Source organism: Terriglobales bacterium, from assembly GCA_035764005.1.
Classification (GTDB): Bacteria; Acidobacteriota; Terriglobia; order Terriglobales; family Acidobacteriaceae; genus Gp1-AA112.
Genome location: DASTZZ010000115.1, coordinates 86780 through 104125, shown reverse-complemented (window position 1 = coordinate 104125; position 17346 = coordinate 86780). Strand labels below are relative to the sequence as shown.

Here is a 17346-nt window from a genome sequence, read left to right as displayed (position 1 = left end):
GGAGTCCTTTGCTGAGTGGAGAAGTTTCCCTCTGAGTTGGACACCGGGAATGCGTATTCAGGATTTCTGAGCTGAGGAATTATTTCGAAGTGACGGTGGTCGATGCGAAACGATCAAGCCATGCGCGTTGTTCGACCGTTTCAGGGACTGCAACTCCACGAATATGGCTGAGTTGATCGGTAGCTGTCCCGGGACTAAAGCCTCTTCCGATAAGAATCGATGCAGCCAGCAAACCGCTGCGACCTACTCCTTGTCTGCAGTGAATCACAACTTTTTCTCCACTCAAAAGTTCCGACTTGAGCCTCTCGACTAAGCTTCTTATCGATGCTTCGGAAGTTGGAATGCGACGATCGGCAATCGGAAAAGATGTGAATGTCATTCCTTGCGATTCGGCTTCGCGAACTTCCTTTGTCAGACTCAAATCTCTTTCTTCTTCGGAAGTGAGCAAAGAGACAATGTGACTGATTCCGGCCCGACGCCAAGTCAACATTTCATCCGCGAGCCATTCTCCACCTCGAGGTCGCGATGCAATCGCAAGTTGTCCTGGCCATGGGCCATCAATCCAATACAACTTTGTGCCTGTCATGTTCCCTTAGTCCGAACGCAAGGACTTCCCGAAGAAATCGGGCGTAACAACTCCTACGGTTTCGAGTACCCCAGCCAGCGCAGCAAGGCGGAAAGCACTTCTTCGAAAGCTTCAGGACGGAGCGCACCTAGTTTGTGCAACGCCGTGGCTGACGGAAAAGTGGTCACTCCTTGAACAAGGAATGCGCCCGGTTTCAGGAATGACGCTGGAACCGTGACTTCAAATTGCGAACCCCGCAGCGAAGTCGTGTGAGGTACAACAGTGATTAGTGCCCGATCCTGATCCCCAAACGAGACGCTAACGACGAGCGCAGGTCTGGTCTTGCCGGCGAAACCAAAATCGATGAGCCAAACCTCACCGCGACTTGGTATCGGCATCTTCGTCGGCGAGTGTACGGAAGAGAGCAGAGGACGCAGCGCCGATCTCGCTATCAGCTAGCGGACCCGAATCAAAAGGCAAGCACCGGCGCAGGATTTCGCCAGCGAATTCTCGCTTCTCCTCGGCTTCGAGGTGCTCAAATGCGATGAGCAAATCCTGTGCTCTTGGTGTCATGCCCCTATGTTAACAGTCCTCCCGAATCGGCGATGACGAGTAGTGCTTGGGACGTCGGTTATCCCAAAATTCTCAAGAATTTGTTCGAAGAACTCTGGAATCCCGGGAACACCTGCGCGAGATCGCGATTTCCCAAGTGGCGATCGACCATTTCTCCGAGCACCTGGCGGAAATCGGTTGTCAGCGCAAGGTCGCGGCCTTGATAGAGCTGCGATTGATCGAGACCCGGCCAGCGGCCGTACACTTTTCCGCCGCGCACTGGACCACCTACAACGAACATCACGTTAGCGTGTCCGTGGTCCGTGCCACCGTTGCCATTCTGACGCGCGGTGCGCCCGAACTCTGACATTGAAACCAGCACGGTGTTTTCGCCGAGATCGCCGAGGTCGTTCCAGAACGCTGCGATAGATTGCGAGAACTCGCGCAGCACGTTAGCGAGCTGACCTTGTGTGCTGCCTTCGTTTACATGATGGTCCCACCCGCCAATATCGGCGAACGCCACTTCTACTCCAAGATCGGCTTTCAGCAGTTGTGCAACTTGTCGCAGGCTGTCTCCAAATCGGCCACGCGGATAATTTGCTCCGGGAGCCGGCGTGTACCGCGCCGGATCGGCGGCCTTGAGCATCTTCACGGCTTCGAAGGTCTCTTGGCCGGTGCCATGAAGGATGCTATCCACCGACTGCGCGTACATCGCCTCGAACGTGTTGCTGATCGGCGCTGCATTCGGATTGCGACCGCCGACGCCGAAGTCATTGATGTTGCTCAACGCGACTGCGGGAAATTTTCCCGCAAGCGTACGCGGCAGCGCTGTGCTCAACGCGACTGCGCTAAACGGAGAGTGCTGTTCCTGGAGCGTCTGCATCGCGCGGTTCAGCCAGCCATCTTCGGTGGACTTCAATCCTGGTGTGCCCGACTCCATGAAATCCTGCGCGTCGAAGTGCGAGCGTGTTTCGTCGGGAGAGCCGGCAGCGTGAATGATCGCGAGATGTCCCTGATCCCACAGTGGCTTGAAAGATTCCATCGCAGGATGCAGTCCAAAGAATCCATCGAGATCGATGGCCGAGAGCTGACCGGTTGAAGGACGAGGAATAGCAATCGTCGGACGCATCGAGTAATACGCCTGCTCGCCGTGCGGCACGACGATGTTCAGACCGTCCGCGGCGCCGCGCTGAAAGAGCACCACCAGGCGCTTCTTTCCCGTTATGGGAGCCGTGGATCCATAGACCGCCCGGGTGAGGAAGCTCGGGATCGCCGAGGTTCCCACAAGCGCCATCGCGCCACCCTTCAGGAATGCTCTTCTTGTGATTGCCATATATCTACTCCAATTCTTACTGCTGAGAAAACGTCTCTGCGTAACCTATCGACGCTGGAACTCCGGTGATCCCAGAAGCAATCCAGCGATTAGTCGCAAATTTGTACCCTCGGCTGCCGGAACGTTGTTGCGCGCTGCAGCTTGGGGATCATTCAATTCGTTCAGAATCGTCGCATGCGTCTGCTTCGATACGTCACCGTCGAGCAACGCGTTCTCGAAATTGGCTAATGCTCCGTCAGGATCATGCGGCATTTGGTTCTCGTTCAACGTTGCCGACGGATTCCACTGAATGCCCGGCAGCTTTCCTGATGCCAGCGCCAAACCGAAGTTCATGCGATTCAGCAGCGCCGCAGAGTTCACCCACGCGTCGGCCTTCATCGAATAACCGGTGGGAGGCTGCATCGCATACAGCGGCATGCCGAGCTTTTGCAATTGGTTATTTAGAGCTTGCGGAGTCTGCACATCCGCACCTGACGCCCTGATCGCCGAAACCACAAATTCCAGCGGAGTCTTTACCTTTGCCCGATATGTCTGCGGAGCCCAAAACTCAGGCGAGTGATACATCGTGCGCAGAACTTCGCGGATGTCGCCGTCGGAGTCCAAGAAAGTTTTCGCCATGTGATCCACTAACGACTGCGGTGGATCGTCAGAGACGAATCGCATCGCGAGCTTTTTGGAGATGAAGCGAGCCGTCGAAGGATAGTGCGCGAGCATGTCGAGCGCCTTCATGCCTTCGTTCTCGCCGTCCTCTTTGAATTTCTTGCCAAGCACGATCTTCGTGCCCGGCTCGTGACGGCGCTCGTCAAACTTAAATTCGCCGCCCTGTTGCGGCTTATCGATGGTCCAGCCGGTCAACACCTTCGCGAGTTCCGTGACGTCTTTCTGTGTGTAGCCGCCATCGACCCCGAGCGTGTGCAGCTCCATAATCTCGCGCGCGTAGTTCTCGTTCAGTCCACTCGCACGTTTTTTCTTTTGTTCTGGATTCTGCTCGCGACGCGGCCGTGGCGGATCGTACACGATCATTCCAAACGGACCGCGGCGCAAACGGCCAGGCCTTTGGCGCTCTCCACCGAAGCGCGCGAAATCGGAATCGGGTCCAATGCTTTGCCAGTTGTCGAGGTAGAAGAGCATCGCTGGGCTCTTCGCCGTAGCCACCAGCAGATCTTTGAATTTGCCCAGCGCATGCGGACGAATCACATCCCGCTCATACGCGGTGAGCATGTAACGATCAGCGCCTTTGTTGATGAAGACGTTGAAGTGGTTCATCCAGAAGTCGGTCATCACTTCATCAAGCTGGCGCTCGCTGTAGATCGCGCGCAGCAGCTTCGCCTGGATAAGCTCGCCCTGCACCACTTGCTGCGGATTCACCATTGCCAGCAAGGTTTCCTTTTGCTGCGGTGTGAAGCCGTCGACCAGTCGCTCGCGCTCCTGCTGATTCAGCGATCGTGCAACCGCGCGCATGTCATCGGGCCCCATCTTCATCAGATCTTTGAAGCGCTGGTCAGGAGGCTCGTCCATTAGAGAGTCGGCGCTGAGCGACGCGTACATGCGATCTTCCATATCGGCGCCGCCTCTACGTCGTTTTCCTCCTCTGGCATCTGGTGGGGCCTGGGTGTCGCCATTCTGCGCCGCGGCTTGAGCATTCGCAGCGTCCTGCTTGGCTTCCTGCTTCTGGCGCTGACGATCAAGTGCTGCTTCGTAGATCGCCTTTTCCTGCGGATCACGTGGGATCGAAGCCTTGCCTTTTTCGACTGCCTTGATCACCTGCGGAGGAGGGAAGTCCCGCACGAGCTCATTCGTGCTCATCTTGAGCGTTCGAAACGGAGCTAGCCGCGCTTCGAGCGCCGAGTCGTCGATCTTCTCCGGATGAAGCTGTTGCTCGAACCAGTTGTCGATGCCTATGGCTTCGACACGCTGCACGTCGCCCGGCCGTGGGCCAAAGGTAAAGCGATTGAGCACGTGGATCGCCCGCTTCTGCTCGTCCATCTGCATCGCAGCAGCGTTGGCCTGAGCTTTTGATTTTTTGTTTTTCTTCTTGTCGGCGGCGACGACGGCGAGCGCCGAAGTCAGCGTTAGAAGCAGAAGCAGCGAGGCCAATAGCTTCCGATTCTTGTGCATAGGAACGTCTCTCCAGGTGCGACAGTACAGCAGTTCGTCCCCTGATTAAAACCCGAAAACAGATGAAAGTTTCAGGAATCGTGCACCAGAAGACTCGCCGGCAGTAATCGCGGCTTTTGAGCTAACGCTTTGACCGTCCGAGACTTATGACGGTTAGGGCGGGAACGCCTGTATCAGCAATGATTAACGTTCAGCTTCAGAAGTGCTTCTGAAGCTCGGTAAATCGCCCCAGAGTCAGCAATCTCTGTCCCGAACGTGAGGGGGTGCCGATCTCTTCGTGCTCCAGGACCCAAGTCATGTCATGCGGCACAAACACGGCGTGCAAGCCAGCCTCCAGCGCCGGATTCACGTCGGAACGCGGGCTGTTGCCGACCATCCATGTAACCTCCTGATCAAGACCATACTTTTCAGCGACGCCGTGATAGGCTCCCGCATTCTTCTCTGCCACAACTTCCACGGCAGCGAAGTACTCCTGCAATCCCGATCGTTCCACTTTGGAAATCTGCTCGGCAGGATTGCCTTTGGTCATCAGGATGAGGTGATGCTCTCGCGCGTTGAGATGCTTGAGCGTTTCTGGAACTCCCGCGATAACTTCTACCGGATACTCGGCAATCCGAAATGCAAACGCATGGATTTTATCGCGCAGCTCTCCTGTCAATGCTTCGACGCTCAGACACTCGAATGTCTTGCAGAGCGCGTTGGCAAAACTGCGAATGCCGTATCCGTGCGTCTTGATCGACTCCCTCTCGACTTCGTTCAGCCGCGCGCGAACCTGCTCCGGCGTGAACGCGTGATGATTGAGGAAAGAGATGAAATCTGCAATCGCGCGCTCGAAGTAGATGTTGTTCTCCCAGAGCGTGTCATCCGCGTCGATGAGCAGCGTTTGCGGCGTTCCGTTCTGGAGGTGGGCTGACACGACTTGAGAATAAATCAAACGGCGGATTGAACACGGAGGTCACGGAGGTCACGAAGGATTGTCAGAGTTTGTTGCAAATCTCTTCTTATAGATAGAGAGTTCGTCGCATGCACGACATTGGTGTCGACGCCGGTGACAACCTCTGTGTCCTTCGTGTCCTCCGTGTTCAGCTTTAAGGTTTTTGCGTAGGCCGCAGAAGGATCTCGCTAGCGAAAGACTGTGGCGCCTGCGTAACGACCATCGCCACGACATGCGCCACGTCGGCCGGTTGCAGCATTTTGCTGAGATTCTTTCCGGTGTGCGGACTCAGGTCTGTGTTCACCGATCCGGGACAGACCACGGTCACGCGAATGTTGTGCGCCCGCAGCTCTTCTGCAACCGAGTACGACAATCCGTTCAGGCCCCATTTCGAAGCCGAGTAAGTCGCGCCATTCGGCAACGCGTTCTTGCCCGCGAGCGAGGAGATGTTGACGATGTCGCCTCCGCCGTTCGCGATCAAGATGGGGGCAAATGCGCGGATCATGTAGTACACACCACGCAGATTGGTATTGATGATTTTGTCCCAAGTCTCAGGATCGGTCTCGTGCAGCGGTGACGAAAAGCCGCCGATTCCGGCGTTGTTGATCACGATCTTGAGCTTCTTCGGGCGATCGCCGATCTTGCCCGCGAGTTGCTGCACGTCGGATAGCGAGCTCACGTCACAAGGCACGCCTTCGCATTTGCCGCCAGTCTTGCGAATACTCTGCGCGACCTTTTCCAATTCGTCGCGCTTGCGCGCAGTGATTACGACCTCGCATCCCATTCCGGCAAGCTTCTCGGCAATCGCCAGGCCGATGCCGCGGCTTCCACCGGTTACGATGGCGACTTTGTCCTGCAATGGAGCACTCACAAGCTTCTCCTCAACCAATCTTCGTTCGCCTTTCCACCATACGCTCCCAAACGCTCCAGGGCAGCATCGCGCGCATGAAGTAGCCCATCTTGGCGTCCCGTCCTGAGCGGTAGCGCAGCTTTGGATTCGGATCCTGCGAGACGCGAACGATCAGGCTTGCCACATCGATCGGGTCCGGCAACTCTCGATGCGACTCCTTCACGCCATCGACGTACCTCCTGCTACGTTCTTTGTTCGGAGACGTGCCGTCCGTCGATGCTCGACTGACCAGAACATTGCGAGTCCAGATGTCTGTTTTGTAGCCGCCTGGTTCGACCAACACAACTTTGATTCCAAGCGACCGAACTTCGATGCGTAACGCTTCAGCCCATCCTTCGAGGGCGTGCTTCGAAGCGCAGTAGCTCGAAACCATCGGCTGTCCGATTAGTCCCAAAATGGAAGAGACCATAATGATGTGCCCGGATCGTTGCGCGCGCATCGTTGGAAGCACGGCCTTTGTCACGGCAACTTGCCCGAAGAAGTTTGTATCGAGCTGCAGCCGCAGTTCGTCGAGGGCGACATCTTCCGCAAAGCCACCGACGGCAAAGCCTGCGTTATTCACGAGAACATCAATGCGACTGTGATCGCGAGCTATATCGGAGATTACTGAAGGAATTTTCTCGAATTCTGTTATGTCAAGCTGTCGCACCTCGACTCGATCAGCCAGTTTTCCGGCAGACGCGAGCGCAGCGTCCAATCGCTCGCGCCGATTCACATCGCGCATGGTCGCAACAACGAAATGTCCAGCTTTTGCGAGTTCCACGACCGTCAGCAAGCCAAAGCCGCTGGAGCTGCCGGTAACGACTGCGACTCTCTTCGTATTCATGCGCTGGAATTGTAGCTGCCACCGGCGAAAGAGCGAACACGGAGGACACGGAGGGGACGAAGGATTGATTCATCGCAGCTCCAAACTCGTCGTCCTCCGCACGAATCTCTAGAATCATCAAAACCGTTGCATTTGGACAGACAGATGTTCGCCCTCCAATAGCCCAATGCATACGCTGGTTTGATTTATACACATTCCTAACCCCAACTACGGTTCGGAATCACAAGACAAGAAAGTTCCTCTGTGTCCTTCGTGTCCTCCGTGTTCAATCCCAGAAGTTTGCAAATCAACTCTGGTTACGAGAACATAAATCCTTTGCACTTCACCTCGAAAATTCACCAGGAGTGACGAGCCGAGAATGGCGAAAGAGAAGAAGACTGCCAGCGACAAGATTGCAGCTGCCAAGGGCAAGCTAGGCATCATGATTCCCGGAATGGGAGCAGTGGCAACCACGTTCGTTGCCGGAGTCGAAGCCGTCCGTAAAGGACACGCAAAGCCAATCGGCTCGATGACGCAAATGGGCACGGTGCGTTTGGGCAAGCGCACCGAGGGCCGCACACCGAAGGTAAAGGAATTCGTTCCGCTCGCCGGCCTCAACGATCTCGTCTTTACCGGCTGGGATATCTTCGAAGATGACATGTACACCGCCGCCAGCAAGGCGGGCGTGATCGAGAAAGATTTGCTCGACAAAGTGAAGCCGTTCCTGCAATCGGTGAAGCCGCGCCAGGCTGTCTTCGACCGGCACTACGTGAAGAAACTCGACGGCCACAACGTGAAGAAAGGCAAGTCGAAGATGGACCTCGCCGAGCAGGTCCGCGCTGACATTCGCGAGTTCAAAAAAAGTTCCGGCGCGGATCGTCTGGTGATGATCTGGTGCGGATCGACTGAGATCTTCATGCAGCAGACCGAGGCGCACACTTCGGTAAAAACATTCGAAAAAGCTCTGCAGCAGAACAGTCAGGACATCGCTCCCTCGATGATCTACGCCTACGCGGCGCTCTCGGAAGGTGTGCCTTTCGCAAACGGCGCCCCGAATCTGACGGTCGACATTCCAGCCATGCAGGAGCTCTCCCGTCGCAATAGCGCACCAATATGCGGCAAGGATTTCAAAACGGGACAGACGCTCATCAAAACTGTGCTTGCTCCAACTTTCAAAGCCCGCATGTTAGGCGTGAGCGGCTGGTACTCGACGAATATCCTGGGGAATCGCGACGGCGAGGTACTCGACGATCCCGAGTCATTCAAAACCAAAGAAGAATCCAAGCTCGGCGTCCTAGAGCACATCCTCCAGCCCGATCTCTATCCCGAGCTCTACGGCAATATCTTTCACAAGGTCCGGATCAACTACTACCCACCGCGCGGCGATAACAAAGAAGGCTGGGACAACATCGACATCTTCGGTTGGCTCAACTACCCGATGCAGATCAAGGTCGATTTCCTCTGCCGAGACTCGATCCTTGCAGCTCCGATCGTCCTTGACCTGGTTCTATTCCTCGATTTAGCTCACCGGACGCCTGAGTTGCAGGGAATCGGCATTCAGGAATGGCTGAGCTTTTTCTTCAAATCGCCGATGACTGCGCCTGGACTCTATCCAGAACATGATCTCTTCATTCAGTCGATGAAGCTGAAGAACACGCTGCGCCATCTGCGCGGCGAAGAGATGATCACGCACTTGGGGCTGGAGTATTACGACTGAGGTGAGCCCCGATCGCCAGCCTCTGGATGCCTAACTCGGCACTCGGTTTTTTCGCTAAAGAGCAGTCGTCATCTCCCGACGTAAGATGTGCATCTCACCCACAGATGCACGGCTGCTTACATTGGCGGATCGGCACGAAACACCTCTCGCTGGCACTTTGCCTCTTCGCTACGCTTCCACTATTTGCGACCAAGGGCATTTTCCAGGGCCTCGTGGTTGAGGGGACCAAGCGCGAAGCGGGCAAGTACATCTATGTTGCTGGAAAGACAGGCTACTTACGGCGGGTCAATATTCAGCGCTGCCGGGTGCGATTTGGCGATGGTGTCCCTTCGTCCCAGAGGTTACAAAGCGCCGCCGAATCGCTGCGAGACAACGCGGAAATCCGCGTTACCGCTGACGAAGACAGCCACGGCGAGTGGATCGCCTCGGACATACTCATCCTTAAACTGCCTGCCGTGGATCAGGTCAGACTGCGGATTTAAGCACAGCAGCTTGGAGACGGGCGCCCTCGCCCGGGTGTTCCGTGGGAGAGCCAATAAAGGGGGTCTTCAATACGCCCCAATGCATTTCGCTATTCGCCGAAAACCCAGCCGGGGGCGGCCGGCCCCCGTCCCGAATCGAATCCAGAAATCTGCATCAGCAGCTTGCCACTGGGGGTACACTAAAGACTGGCGCGATCGGGGACGGGCCAGCAGAATTAAGTGCGTTTAAACCGAAACTTAGCTGCCAAAACTTACGTCTATACAGGTTAGGCATCCGTGTCTCGGAACTGCCGCGCGCGAACGGAGTAAAGCATCATGAAATTCCTATCCAAGTTGCTGGCCGGAGTCCTCTCAATCTCCATGGTTGTTCCCGCTGTCGCTCAGCCCAAAGACAAGTCCAAGGACAAGGAAGATTCAAAAGACCCGAAGATCGAACCAGTCCCAAGCTACGACAAAGTAAAAAAGGGCAGTCTCGATGACGTCAACGCCATCGGCAACCGCGACATCGGAGGCAAGGGCCTTGGCAACTGGTACTCGCTTGAGAAGGAAGTTGCCATGGGCAAGCAGTACGCGCAGCAGGTGGAGCAGAGCGCAAAATTGATCACCGACCCGGTGATTACCGAGTATGTGAACCGCATCGGCCAGAACCTCGTTCGCCACTCCGACGCGAAGGTTCCGTTCACAATCAAGGTCATCGACGACGACCAGATCAATGCCTTCGCGCTTCCCGGCGGATTTTTTTACGTCAATACCGGCACGATCCTCGCGGCTGACGATGAATCCGAACTCGCCGGCGTGATGGCACACGAGATCGCGCACGTCTGCGCTCGCCATGCGATGCGGCAGATGACCCGCGCCAACTGGGCGAACTTCGCGACGATCCCGCTGATCTTCATTGGCGGCGGCATCGGATACGCGGCATATGAAGCGGCCGGTATCGGCATCCCCTTAACGTTCATGAAGTTCTCGCGTGGATTCGAAGCCCAGGCTGACTACCTCGGCACGCAGTATCTCTACGCCAGCGGATACGATCCGCAAGCCATGGTCGACTTTTTCGAGAAGATCGAGGCTACAGAAAAGAAGAAGCCTGGCGCGTTAGCGAAGGCCTTTGCCTCGCATCCAGCAACTCCGGATCGCGTAGAGCATACGCAAGACGAAATCGCCAAAATCCTACCTCCGAAGGACGAGTATGTAGTCACGACCTCGGAGTTCGACCAGGTGAAAGCTCGCCTCGCAGCCCTCGAGAATCGCAAAAAGGTTACGGACGACAAGGACGCGAACAAGCCCTCGCTTCGTCGTGCTTCGAACAAGACCGACGACAAAGGCAAATCCACCGACGACGATCGTCCAACGCTGCACAAGCGCGACAACAACTAGCTTCAGCTCGACTGAACGAAGGCGGTCCGATGAGGGCCGCCTTTTGTTTTGGAGCGCGCCAGGACGTGCCATACCCGACCATTTAAAACTGGGGACAAGGGAACGGGTTCCTAAATCGGAAAAATATCAGAATGCGTTTCCTGTCCGGCCGGTTTTGTCCTGAGTTATGGAGTGTCGCTCGTTTATTTCGGCGAGCGCGCGGGCGGATTTTCGCTTGTCGGCGGCACGATTCCCTTGATTCGGAGATACGTGACGATGTTCCCGTAGTGCTCATCAGCGTGCGCTGTATTGAGCGAGAGTATCGTGAGCTTGGCAAGGTTGTAGTTCATGAATTTTGCCAGCTCACTCCCTTTTGCGTCGGTCATGCCGTCGTACGTGTCGTTGCAATATGCAACGGCGTCCTTCAGCGCTGCAACAAGATCAGACTTCGAAGTCTTCGTTTTCTCGATTCCCTTTGAAGGATTGGGTTGGCCGGACGCCAGCGAGCAGAACATGTACTGAGCGTCGGCTACGTGGCCAACGATCTGGCCAAAACTCCGAACTTCGGGTGTCGGTCTAAACGAGTAGTTTTCTTCGGGCATCTTCTGCGCTGCAGCGACCACGGCTGCACTCACGAACGAGTACAGACCTTTTTCACTCGTCGTAATCGGGTTCGCCGGCGGCGCGGATTGCGCCTGTGCCTTCTCCTGCGCGAGTACAGCACCGGGCAGCGCCATCACGGCAGCCAACACAAAACATAGTCTTTTGTTCACGAGATTCCTCCGCGGGAAATCATGCTACACCTTCGAATTAAGTACGGACGCGCCTGGAGCATGGTTCCCGGGCCGACAGATTCGTCCCGCATTTCTACATCCCGGGTGTCGGCATTCGGCGATCGGCTGACTGTGGGAAGCCTACGATGCCAACTGCTTTACCACGTCTACCGAACTCTTCAGTGCGGAATCGAGCGCGCCAGGCTCGGAGCCGCCGGCTTCCGCGAGATCAGGACGGCCGCCGCCTTTGCCGCCTACCTTCTTCGCGACCTCGGCGATGATCTTGCCTGCCTGCACGCGTTGGGTGAGGTCTTTAGTCACGCCGACGATCAGAGCGACTTTGCCGTCCTGCACGGACCCTAGCACGACCACGCCTGAGCCGAGTTTGTTGCGCATGTTGTCCACCAGCGTGCGCATCTGGTTGCGTTCGAGATTGTCGACGCGCTGAGTGAGAACTTTAATGCCATTGGCTTCCTCCACATGATCTGCGGCGGAAGACACAGCAGATGCAGCCGACTTCATGCGCATCTGCTCCAGTTCCTTGCGCAGACGGCGAATTTCTTCATCGCGGCGTTCGAGTTCCGTTTTCAGAGCCTGTGCGGGCGACTCGTCGGCGCGTCCGATGAAGGTCGAGACCACGTGCTCGAGCTGATGATCTTTGCGGAAATGCTGCAGTGAGCCTTCGCCGCTCACGGCTTCTACGCGTCGCACACCCGACGACACGCTGCCTTCGCGCAAAATCTTGAGCAAGCCGATTTCGCCGGTGGCCGAGGTATGCGTACCGCCACAGAGTTCGGTGGAGAAGTCGCCGATCTTCACCACGCGCACGCGCTCGCCGTACTTCTCGCCGAAGAGCGCCATGGCTTTGTACTCATTGATGGCCACGTCAATCGGAACGTCTTCGAGCGTCTCGACGCGCCTGTTCTTCAGCACCTCGCGGTTGATCAGGTCTTCGATATCTTGCAATTCTTCGTCGGCGACTGCAGTGAAGTGTGAAAAGTCGAAGCGAAGATGGCCAGGCTCAACCAGCGATCCCGCCTGCTTCACTTGCTTGCCTAATGTCTCGCGCAGCGCAGCATGAAGCAGATGTGTGCCGGTGTGATTGCGCTTGGTCGCCTCACGCACGTCGGCGTGAACCACGGCTTCAACTTTCTCTCCAAGATGAATCGGCTGCCGTGCTTTGACTTTGTGCGCGCGTACGCCTTGAACTGGCATCACGCATCCATTCACTTCAGCGATCACGTTCCCGGAGCTGTCGCGGAAGACGCCGATGTCGCCAACCTGTCCGCCGGAATCGGCGTAGAAGGGCGTGTGATCGAGCACGACCTCGCCTTCCTCGCCCGCTTTCAATTCGGGAACGCCCTGGCCGTCTTTGACGATGGCGACTACTTCGCAATCGGGAGAGGAAGTTTGTCGATAGCCTTCGAAGACGGTCTTGTCGAGATTGCGATAGACGGGACTCGCGGACTGCTTCGCTCCGCCTTTCCAAGAAGCACGAGCGCGCTCGCGCTGCTCCTGCATGGCGCGATCAAAGCCAGCTTGATCGAATTGAATTCCTTGATCCCTCGTTGCATCGATCATGAAATCAAGAGGAAGGCCGAACGTATCGTAAAGCCTAAACGCCTTTTCTCCTGGATAAAGCGGCGCCGGCATTGGAGCTTCGCTCGGGACACTCATCCGCTTTTTGTACAGCCATGCGTCTTGTTGTGCTCTCAGCTCAACTAGTGGTTTGAGATCCTCGTCAAGGCGAGGTAGGGCCGCGCCAAGAGTCATGCGAAACCGATGCTCTTCTGTCCTGATGACGGTCTTGACTTGAGAGATTGAGTGTTGCAGTTCGGGATATGCTGGCTTTTCTCCCGGCTCTCGCAGGTCGCTATCTGGAGCGCCCATTAACTCATAGACTCGCTGCGCAACCTCGGCCAAGAAAATTTCTTCAATGCCAAATAGCATGATGTGTCGGAAGGCCCGGCGCATGATCTTTCTCAGGACATAACCTCTCCGCTCGTTGCTCGGTAGCACGCCATCAGAAATCAAGAAGGTGGCTGCGCGCGCATGGTCGGCGATAATGCGTAACGAGGCGTCCTTTTTTGGATCGGAGCCATATCTGTATGCCTTCCGACTAGCCGGCTTTTCTATGATTTTTCTGAACAGATCGGTGTCGTAATTCGACAGAACGCCTTGCAGCACAGCCGACACGCGCTCCAGTCCCATTCCGGTATCGATGGACGGCTTGGGCAACGGTGTGAGCTGGCCTTGGGCGTTGCGGTCGAACTGCATGAAGACGAGGTTCCAGATCTCGACGTAGCGTCCGCAGTCGCAGGGAAACTTGCAGTCGGTGTGGCCGGCATCGGACGCCGCCGGACCCATGTCGTAGTGAATCTCGCTGCAGGGGCCGCACGGACCGGTGTCGCCCATTGCCCAGAAGTTGTCCTTCATGCCCATGGCGAAGATGCGCTCCTGCGGAACGCCCTGATCGCGCCAGTAGCGCTCGGCTTCTTCGTCTTTGGGAACGCCCTGCTCGCCTTTGAAGATCGTGCAGTAGAGCTTGTCTTTCGGCAGGCCGTACCACTCGTCGGATGTGACCAGCTCCCATGCGTAAGCGACCGCATCCTTCTTGAAGTAGTCACCGAAGGAGAAGTTCCCCAGCATCTCGAAAAATGTGTGGTGGCGGCGGGTGAAGCCGACGTTCTCCAGATCGTTGTGCTTGCCGCCGGCGCGGACGCATTTCTGCGAGGTCGTCGCGCGCGAGTAGTCGCGCTTCTCGATGCCGAGGAAGACGTCCTTGAACTGGTTCATGCCGGCATTGGTGAACAACAGCGTAGGATCGTTCGCCGGAACCAGCGACGATGAGTGCACGCGACGGTGTCCTTTGCTTTCGAAGAAGCGTAAGAAAGTCTCGCGCGCTTCAGAACCGGAGAGGTGACGCATAGGAATCTATTTAGTTTAGCAAGGGATCCATTTTCACCACGGAGACACGGAGGCACGGAGGAATGCGGTCGTTTTGTCATTCCGAGCCGCGGTTTGTGCGGCGAGGAATCCCTATCCACTCCCATGCGGGATGGGTAGAGATAGGGATTCCTCGCTTCGCTCGGAATGACAAGGCGCAGAGGTCAACGTCCCAAGCTTTGCACCAGCTTCTCCACTCCCGGCACGATCATCAGCAACAATTCTGATTGCGGCTTCTTCATCTGTTCGAGCTGTGCGATCTGCTGATCGGCCCAGCCTGGCTGCGGGGCTGAGTGCGAGGTGAACAGATCTAACGCCTGCAGGCCGATTGTTCCGGCAGTCGTCAGATTCTGAGAGACCGGTGCATCTTCTGCCAGCAGCTCATTCTGCAATGCTGCAGCAAGGCGATCGTGGTTGGTCTTCCATGCCGTCATCAAATCGCGCGCTTGCGCTACGTCATCTGGTGACGGACTACCCGCGACGATGCGGTCGATGAGCTGCGAAAACTTGCGTGACTCGAAGCTCTCCGGCGGTACCGAATCGGGAAGGTGATTCAGTGGCGCATCGACGTCGTAGCGATGGCTGCTCGCGCGAGCGTAGCCTTTTGCCGGTTCAACAGCGTTGCCGAGAATGCGCAAAGCATCAACATGCTCCGGCGCGAGCCGCTCCTGCATGGTGCGCAGAGCGGAATGGTGCGTGAGGCCTAGCGTATCGAGGCGCTCGCTCAGAACCTGCATGCGCTGATACATCGAGTTGACGTCGCGAACGTCGCCAGGCGACCACAATCGCTCGGCTACGGCAGCATTGCGCGGCCATATGCGCGAATCCACGTTCTCTGCATCGACCATCTCCGACCACATACAGGCTTCGCCGCCGAGAATCATCTTCTGCTGTTCAGGAGAAAGCTGCGCTGCGGCTCCGCCGAGCGGGTCGACCGCGTAGTGCTTCTCCGCCGATTGGGCGAGATCGAGGTAGTAGCCATTCGAGAGCAGGGCGCGATGGCCGTCCTGCACGGCCTTTGCTTCTGACTCCGGCCCGCGCCACGACTGAACGACCACGTCCTTCGGCAGGTCGGGCGTGAGGACCTCATCCCAGCCGACCGGGGTCTTCTTGTGCTTCTCGATGATTTTCACCACGTGCTGGTTGAAGTAGGTCTGCAGATCGGCATTGGTCTTCATGTTGTGGGATTTCATGAAGCTCTGAATTTCCGGATTGCGGTCCCACTGCTTGCCGTTGACCTCGTCGCCGCCGAGGTGAAAGAAGTCGTCGGGGAAGAGCTCGGCCATTTCGCCAATGAACTTTTCCAGGAACTTATATGTCGATTCCTTGGTCGGGTCCATGGCCGGATCGAAGACGCCCCAATGTTTTTCGAGTTCATACGGTCCGGGGCCGGATGCCAATTCGGGATAGCCGACGAACCAGCTGGTGCTGTGTCCGGGCATGTCGAATTCAGGCATCACGCGGATGCCGCGATCGCGCGCATAGGCAATGATCTCTTTGATTTCGTCCTGCGTGTAATAGAGGCCATTGGAGCCCATCTCTTGCAGTTTTGGGAATTTCTTGCTCTCGATGCGGAACGCCTGGTACTCGCTCAGATGGAAGTGCAGGACGTTCATCTTCACGGCTTCGAGGCCATCGAGGGTGCGTTTGACCACGTCCATCGGCATCCAGTGGCGGCATGCGTCGAGCAGCAATCCGCGCCAGGGAAAGCGCGGTGCATCTTCGATGTGGACGGCGGGCGCGGCGAATCCTTGCTGGCTTGGCTCGACTAGTTGCAATAACGTTTGCAGCCCATGAATCAAGCCTAACGGATTTGGCGCTGTGAGCTTCGCCCCGGAGTCGCTGACGTCGAGAACGTAGGATTCGTCTTCACCGAGCTTCTGTATTTTTTCGCCAGGCTTATCGCAGTGGATCGCGACCGTCGCCTTGCCTTCCTCGGCGGATTGGTAGCGCAGAGGAATGCCGGTAGCGCGCGAAAGGCGATCGACGAAGCGAACTGCAGCAGAGTGCACCCGAGGATCGTCGGCGCCGCTAATGGAAATCGTGAGCGCCTGATTGACGAGCCATTGTCCGGTGCCCGGCTGAATCTTGGCAGGCACGGGCATCAGGTTCCACGGCGGGCCTTGTTGAGTTGAAGTTGTCGTGGGTTGTTGAGCGAACAGCAGGGCCGCAGGGAACAGTAACAGCACGCAAAGGAATTTCATCGGGAGAAAGGGTATCAAAGAAGGCTGTCGGCACGAACGAAAACACCCGGGGTTAACACGAAGGTCACGAAGTTTGAATGTCAAGGTCACGGAGAAATCGCAAACTATCTTCGTGAACTTGCTTTCCAAACTTCGTGACCTTCGTGTTAACCCCGGTCAGAGCAATCGGCGCTCACCTAAGGATCTCGGAATCGGCGGCGGTTCGGTTAGGTACTATTTACTGCACGAGCAATGAACGCCATCCGCGCCGACTTTCTCCTGGTGCGTGGGATGGCGGTTGTAAGTCCACTCTTTCCAGCCGACGTTCATTTCCTTGGCGAAGAATCCTTGCTTTGCCAACTGCAAAGCTGCTTTTGCGGAGAGCTGTCAATCATGACTCCAGCAGTAGGTCACGATTTCCTTGTCTTTGGGAAGGGTAGAGGCGATCTGGTCAATTCCTGAATCGGGAACCAGCCAGGCGCCGGGAATATGGCCGCTGTTGAAGGCGTCGCGGCCGCGCGTGTCGAGGAGCACGAAATCGTACTTGCCGCTGCCTTCCACCGCTTTGAGCACGTCATTGCGCTGCTTCTCGGCGTGCAGCTTGTGAGCGAAGTAGTCGGCATTTCTGCGAACGTCGTCGGGGGTGAAGCTCATGCCAGGACCTCCTGCAGA

At 56.6% G+C, this 17346-nt stretch carries 14 protein-coding genes; 3 read left to right on the top strand and 11 right to left on the bottom strand.

The genetic code is table 11. The annotated features are described in order from the left end of the window. Positions 1 to 639: 639 nt before the first annotated feature. The 7 genes from VFU50_19500 to VFU50_19470 form a co-directional block, all read right to left on the bottom strand. Entirely contained in the window at positions 640 to 963 is a 324-nt protein-coding gene (locus VFU50_19500; protein HEU5235052.1) for a type II toxin-antitoxin system PemK/MazF family toxin, read from the bottom strand. Continuing rightward, complete coding sequence (locus VFU50_19495; protein ID HEU5235051.1) at positions 941 to 1138, bottom strand: hypothetical protein; 198 nt, start codon at positions 1136 to 1138, stop codon at positions 941 to 943. The genes VFU50_19500 and VFU50_19495 overlap by 23 nt, the downstream gene beginning before the upstream one ends. A 58-nt stretch (positions 1139 to 1196) precedes the next feature. Then, the gene (locus tag VFU50_19490) at positions 1197 to 2450 is read right to left on the bottom strand and encodes a DUF1501 domain-containing protein (GenBank protein HEU5235050.1); all 1254 of its coding nucleotides are present in this window, start codon (positions 2448 to 2450) and stop codon (positions 1197 to 1199) included. Positions 2451 to 2495: 45 nt separating this feature from the next. Further along, positions 2496 to 4568 (bottom strand): DUF1800 domain-containing protein, encoded by a 2073-nt coding sequence (locus tag VFU50_19485; GenBank protein ID HEU5235049.1) that lies wholly within the window; start codon positions 4566 to 4568, stop codon positions 2496 to 2498. Between the two features lie 196 nt (positions 4569 to 4764). Beyond that, the gene (locus VFU50_19480) at positions 4765 to 5484 is read right to left on the bottom strand and encodes an HAD family hydrolase (protein HEU5235048.1); all 720 of its coding nucleotides are present in this window, start codon (positions 5482 to 5484) and stop codon (positions 4765 to 4767) included. 172 nt (positions 5485 to 5656) lie between these two features. Further along, entirely contained in the window at positions 5657 to 6373 is a 717-nt protein-coding gene (locus VFU50_19475; GenBank protein ID HEU5235047.1) for an SDR family NAD(P)-dependent oxidoreductase, read from the bottom strand. Positions 6374 to 6383: 10 nt separating this feature from the next. Beyond that, positions 6384 to 7238 (bottom strand): SDR family oxidoreductase, encoded by an 855-nt coding sequence (locus VFU50_19470; protein ID HEU5235046.1) that lies wholly within the window; start codon positions 7236 to 7238, stop codon positions 6384 to 6386. 358 nt (positions 7239 to 7596) lie between these two features. Between VFU50_19470 and VFU50_19465 the strand changes: the two genes are divergently transcribed. The 3 genes from VFU50_19465 to VFU50_19455 all read left to right on the top strand — a co-directional run bounded on the left by VFU50_19465 (position 7597) and on the right by VFU50_19455 (position 10793). Beyond that, complete coding sequence (locus tag VFU50_19465) at positions 7597 to 8934, top strand: inositol-3-phosphate synthase (protein ID HEU5235045.1); 1338 nt, start codon at positions 7597 to 7599, stop codon at positions 8932 to 8934. A 104-nt stretch (positions 8935 to 9038) separates the two neighbouring features. Continuing rightward, positions 9039 to 9416, top strand: a complete 378-nt coding sequence (locus VFU50_19460) for a hypothetical protein (protein ID HEU5235044.1) — start codon at positions 9039 to 9041, stop codon at positions 9414 to 9416. Between the two features lie 315 nt (positions 9417 to 9731). Further along, positions 9732 to 10793, top strand: a complete 1062-nt coding sequence (locus VFU50_19455) for a M48 family metallopeptidase (protein HEU5235043.1) — start codon at positions 9732 to 9734, stop codon at positions 10791 to 10793. Between the two features lie 182 nt (positions 10794 to 10975). Here VFU50_19455 and VFU50_19450 read toward each other — a convergent pair whose 3' ends face one another. From VFU50_19450 to VFU50_19435, 4 genes are all read right to left on the bottom strand, one after another. After that, positions 10976 to 11545, bottom strand: a complete 570-nt coding sequence (locus VFU50_19450; GenBank protein ID HEU5235042.1) for a DinB family protein — start codon at positions 11543 to 11545, stop codon at positions 10976 to 10978. A gap of 141 nt (positions 11546 to 11686) precedes the next feature. Beyond that, positions 11687 to 14473: an alanine--tRNA ligase gene (gene alaS, locus VFU50_19445; protein ID HEU5235041.1), complete on the bottom strand. Its 2787-nt coding sequence runs from the start codon at positions 14471 to 14473 to the stop codon at positions 11687 to 11689. A 182-nt stretch (positions 14474 to 14655) separates the two neighbouring features. After that, a complete protein-coding gene (locus tag VFU50_19440; protein HEU5235040.1) occupies positions 14656 to 16695 on the bottom strand; it encodes a family 20 glycosylhydrolase in 2040 nt (679 codons plus the stop codon). Between the two features lie 366 nt (positions 16696 to 17061). Continuing rightward, the gene (locus VFU50_19435) at positions 17062 to 17328 is read right to left on the bottom strand and encodes a rhodanese-like domain-containing protein (GenBank protein ID HEU5235039.1); all 267 of its coding nucleotides are present in this window, start codon (positions 17326 to 17328) and stop codon (positions 17062 to 17064) included. Positions 17329 to 17346 lie beyond the last annotated feature (18 nt).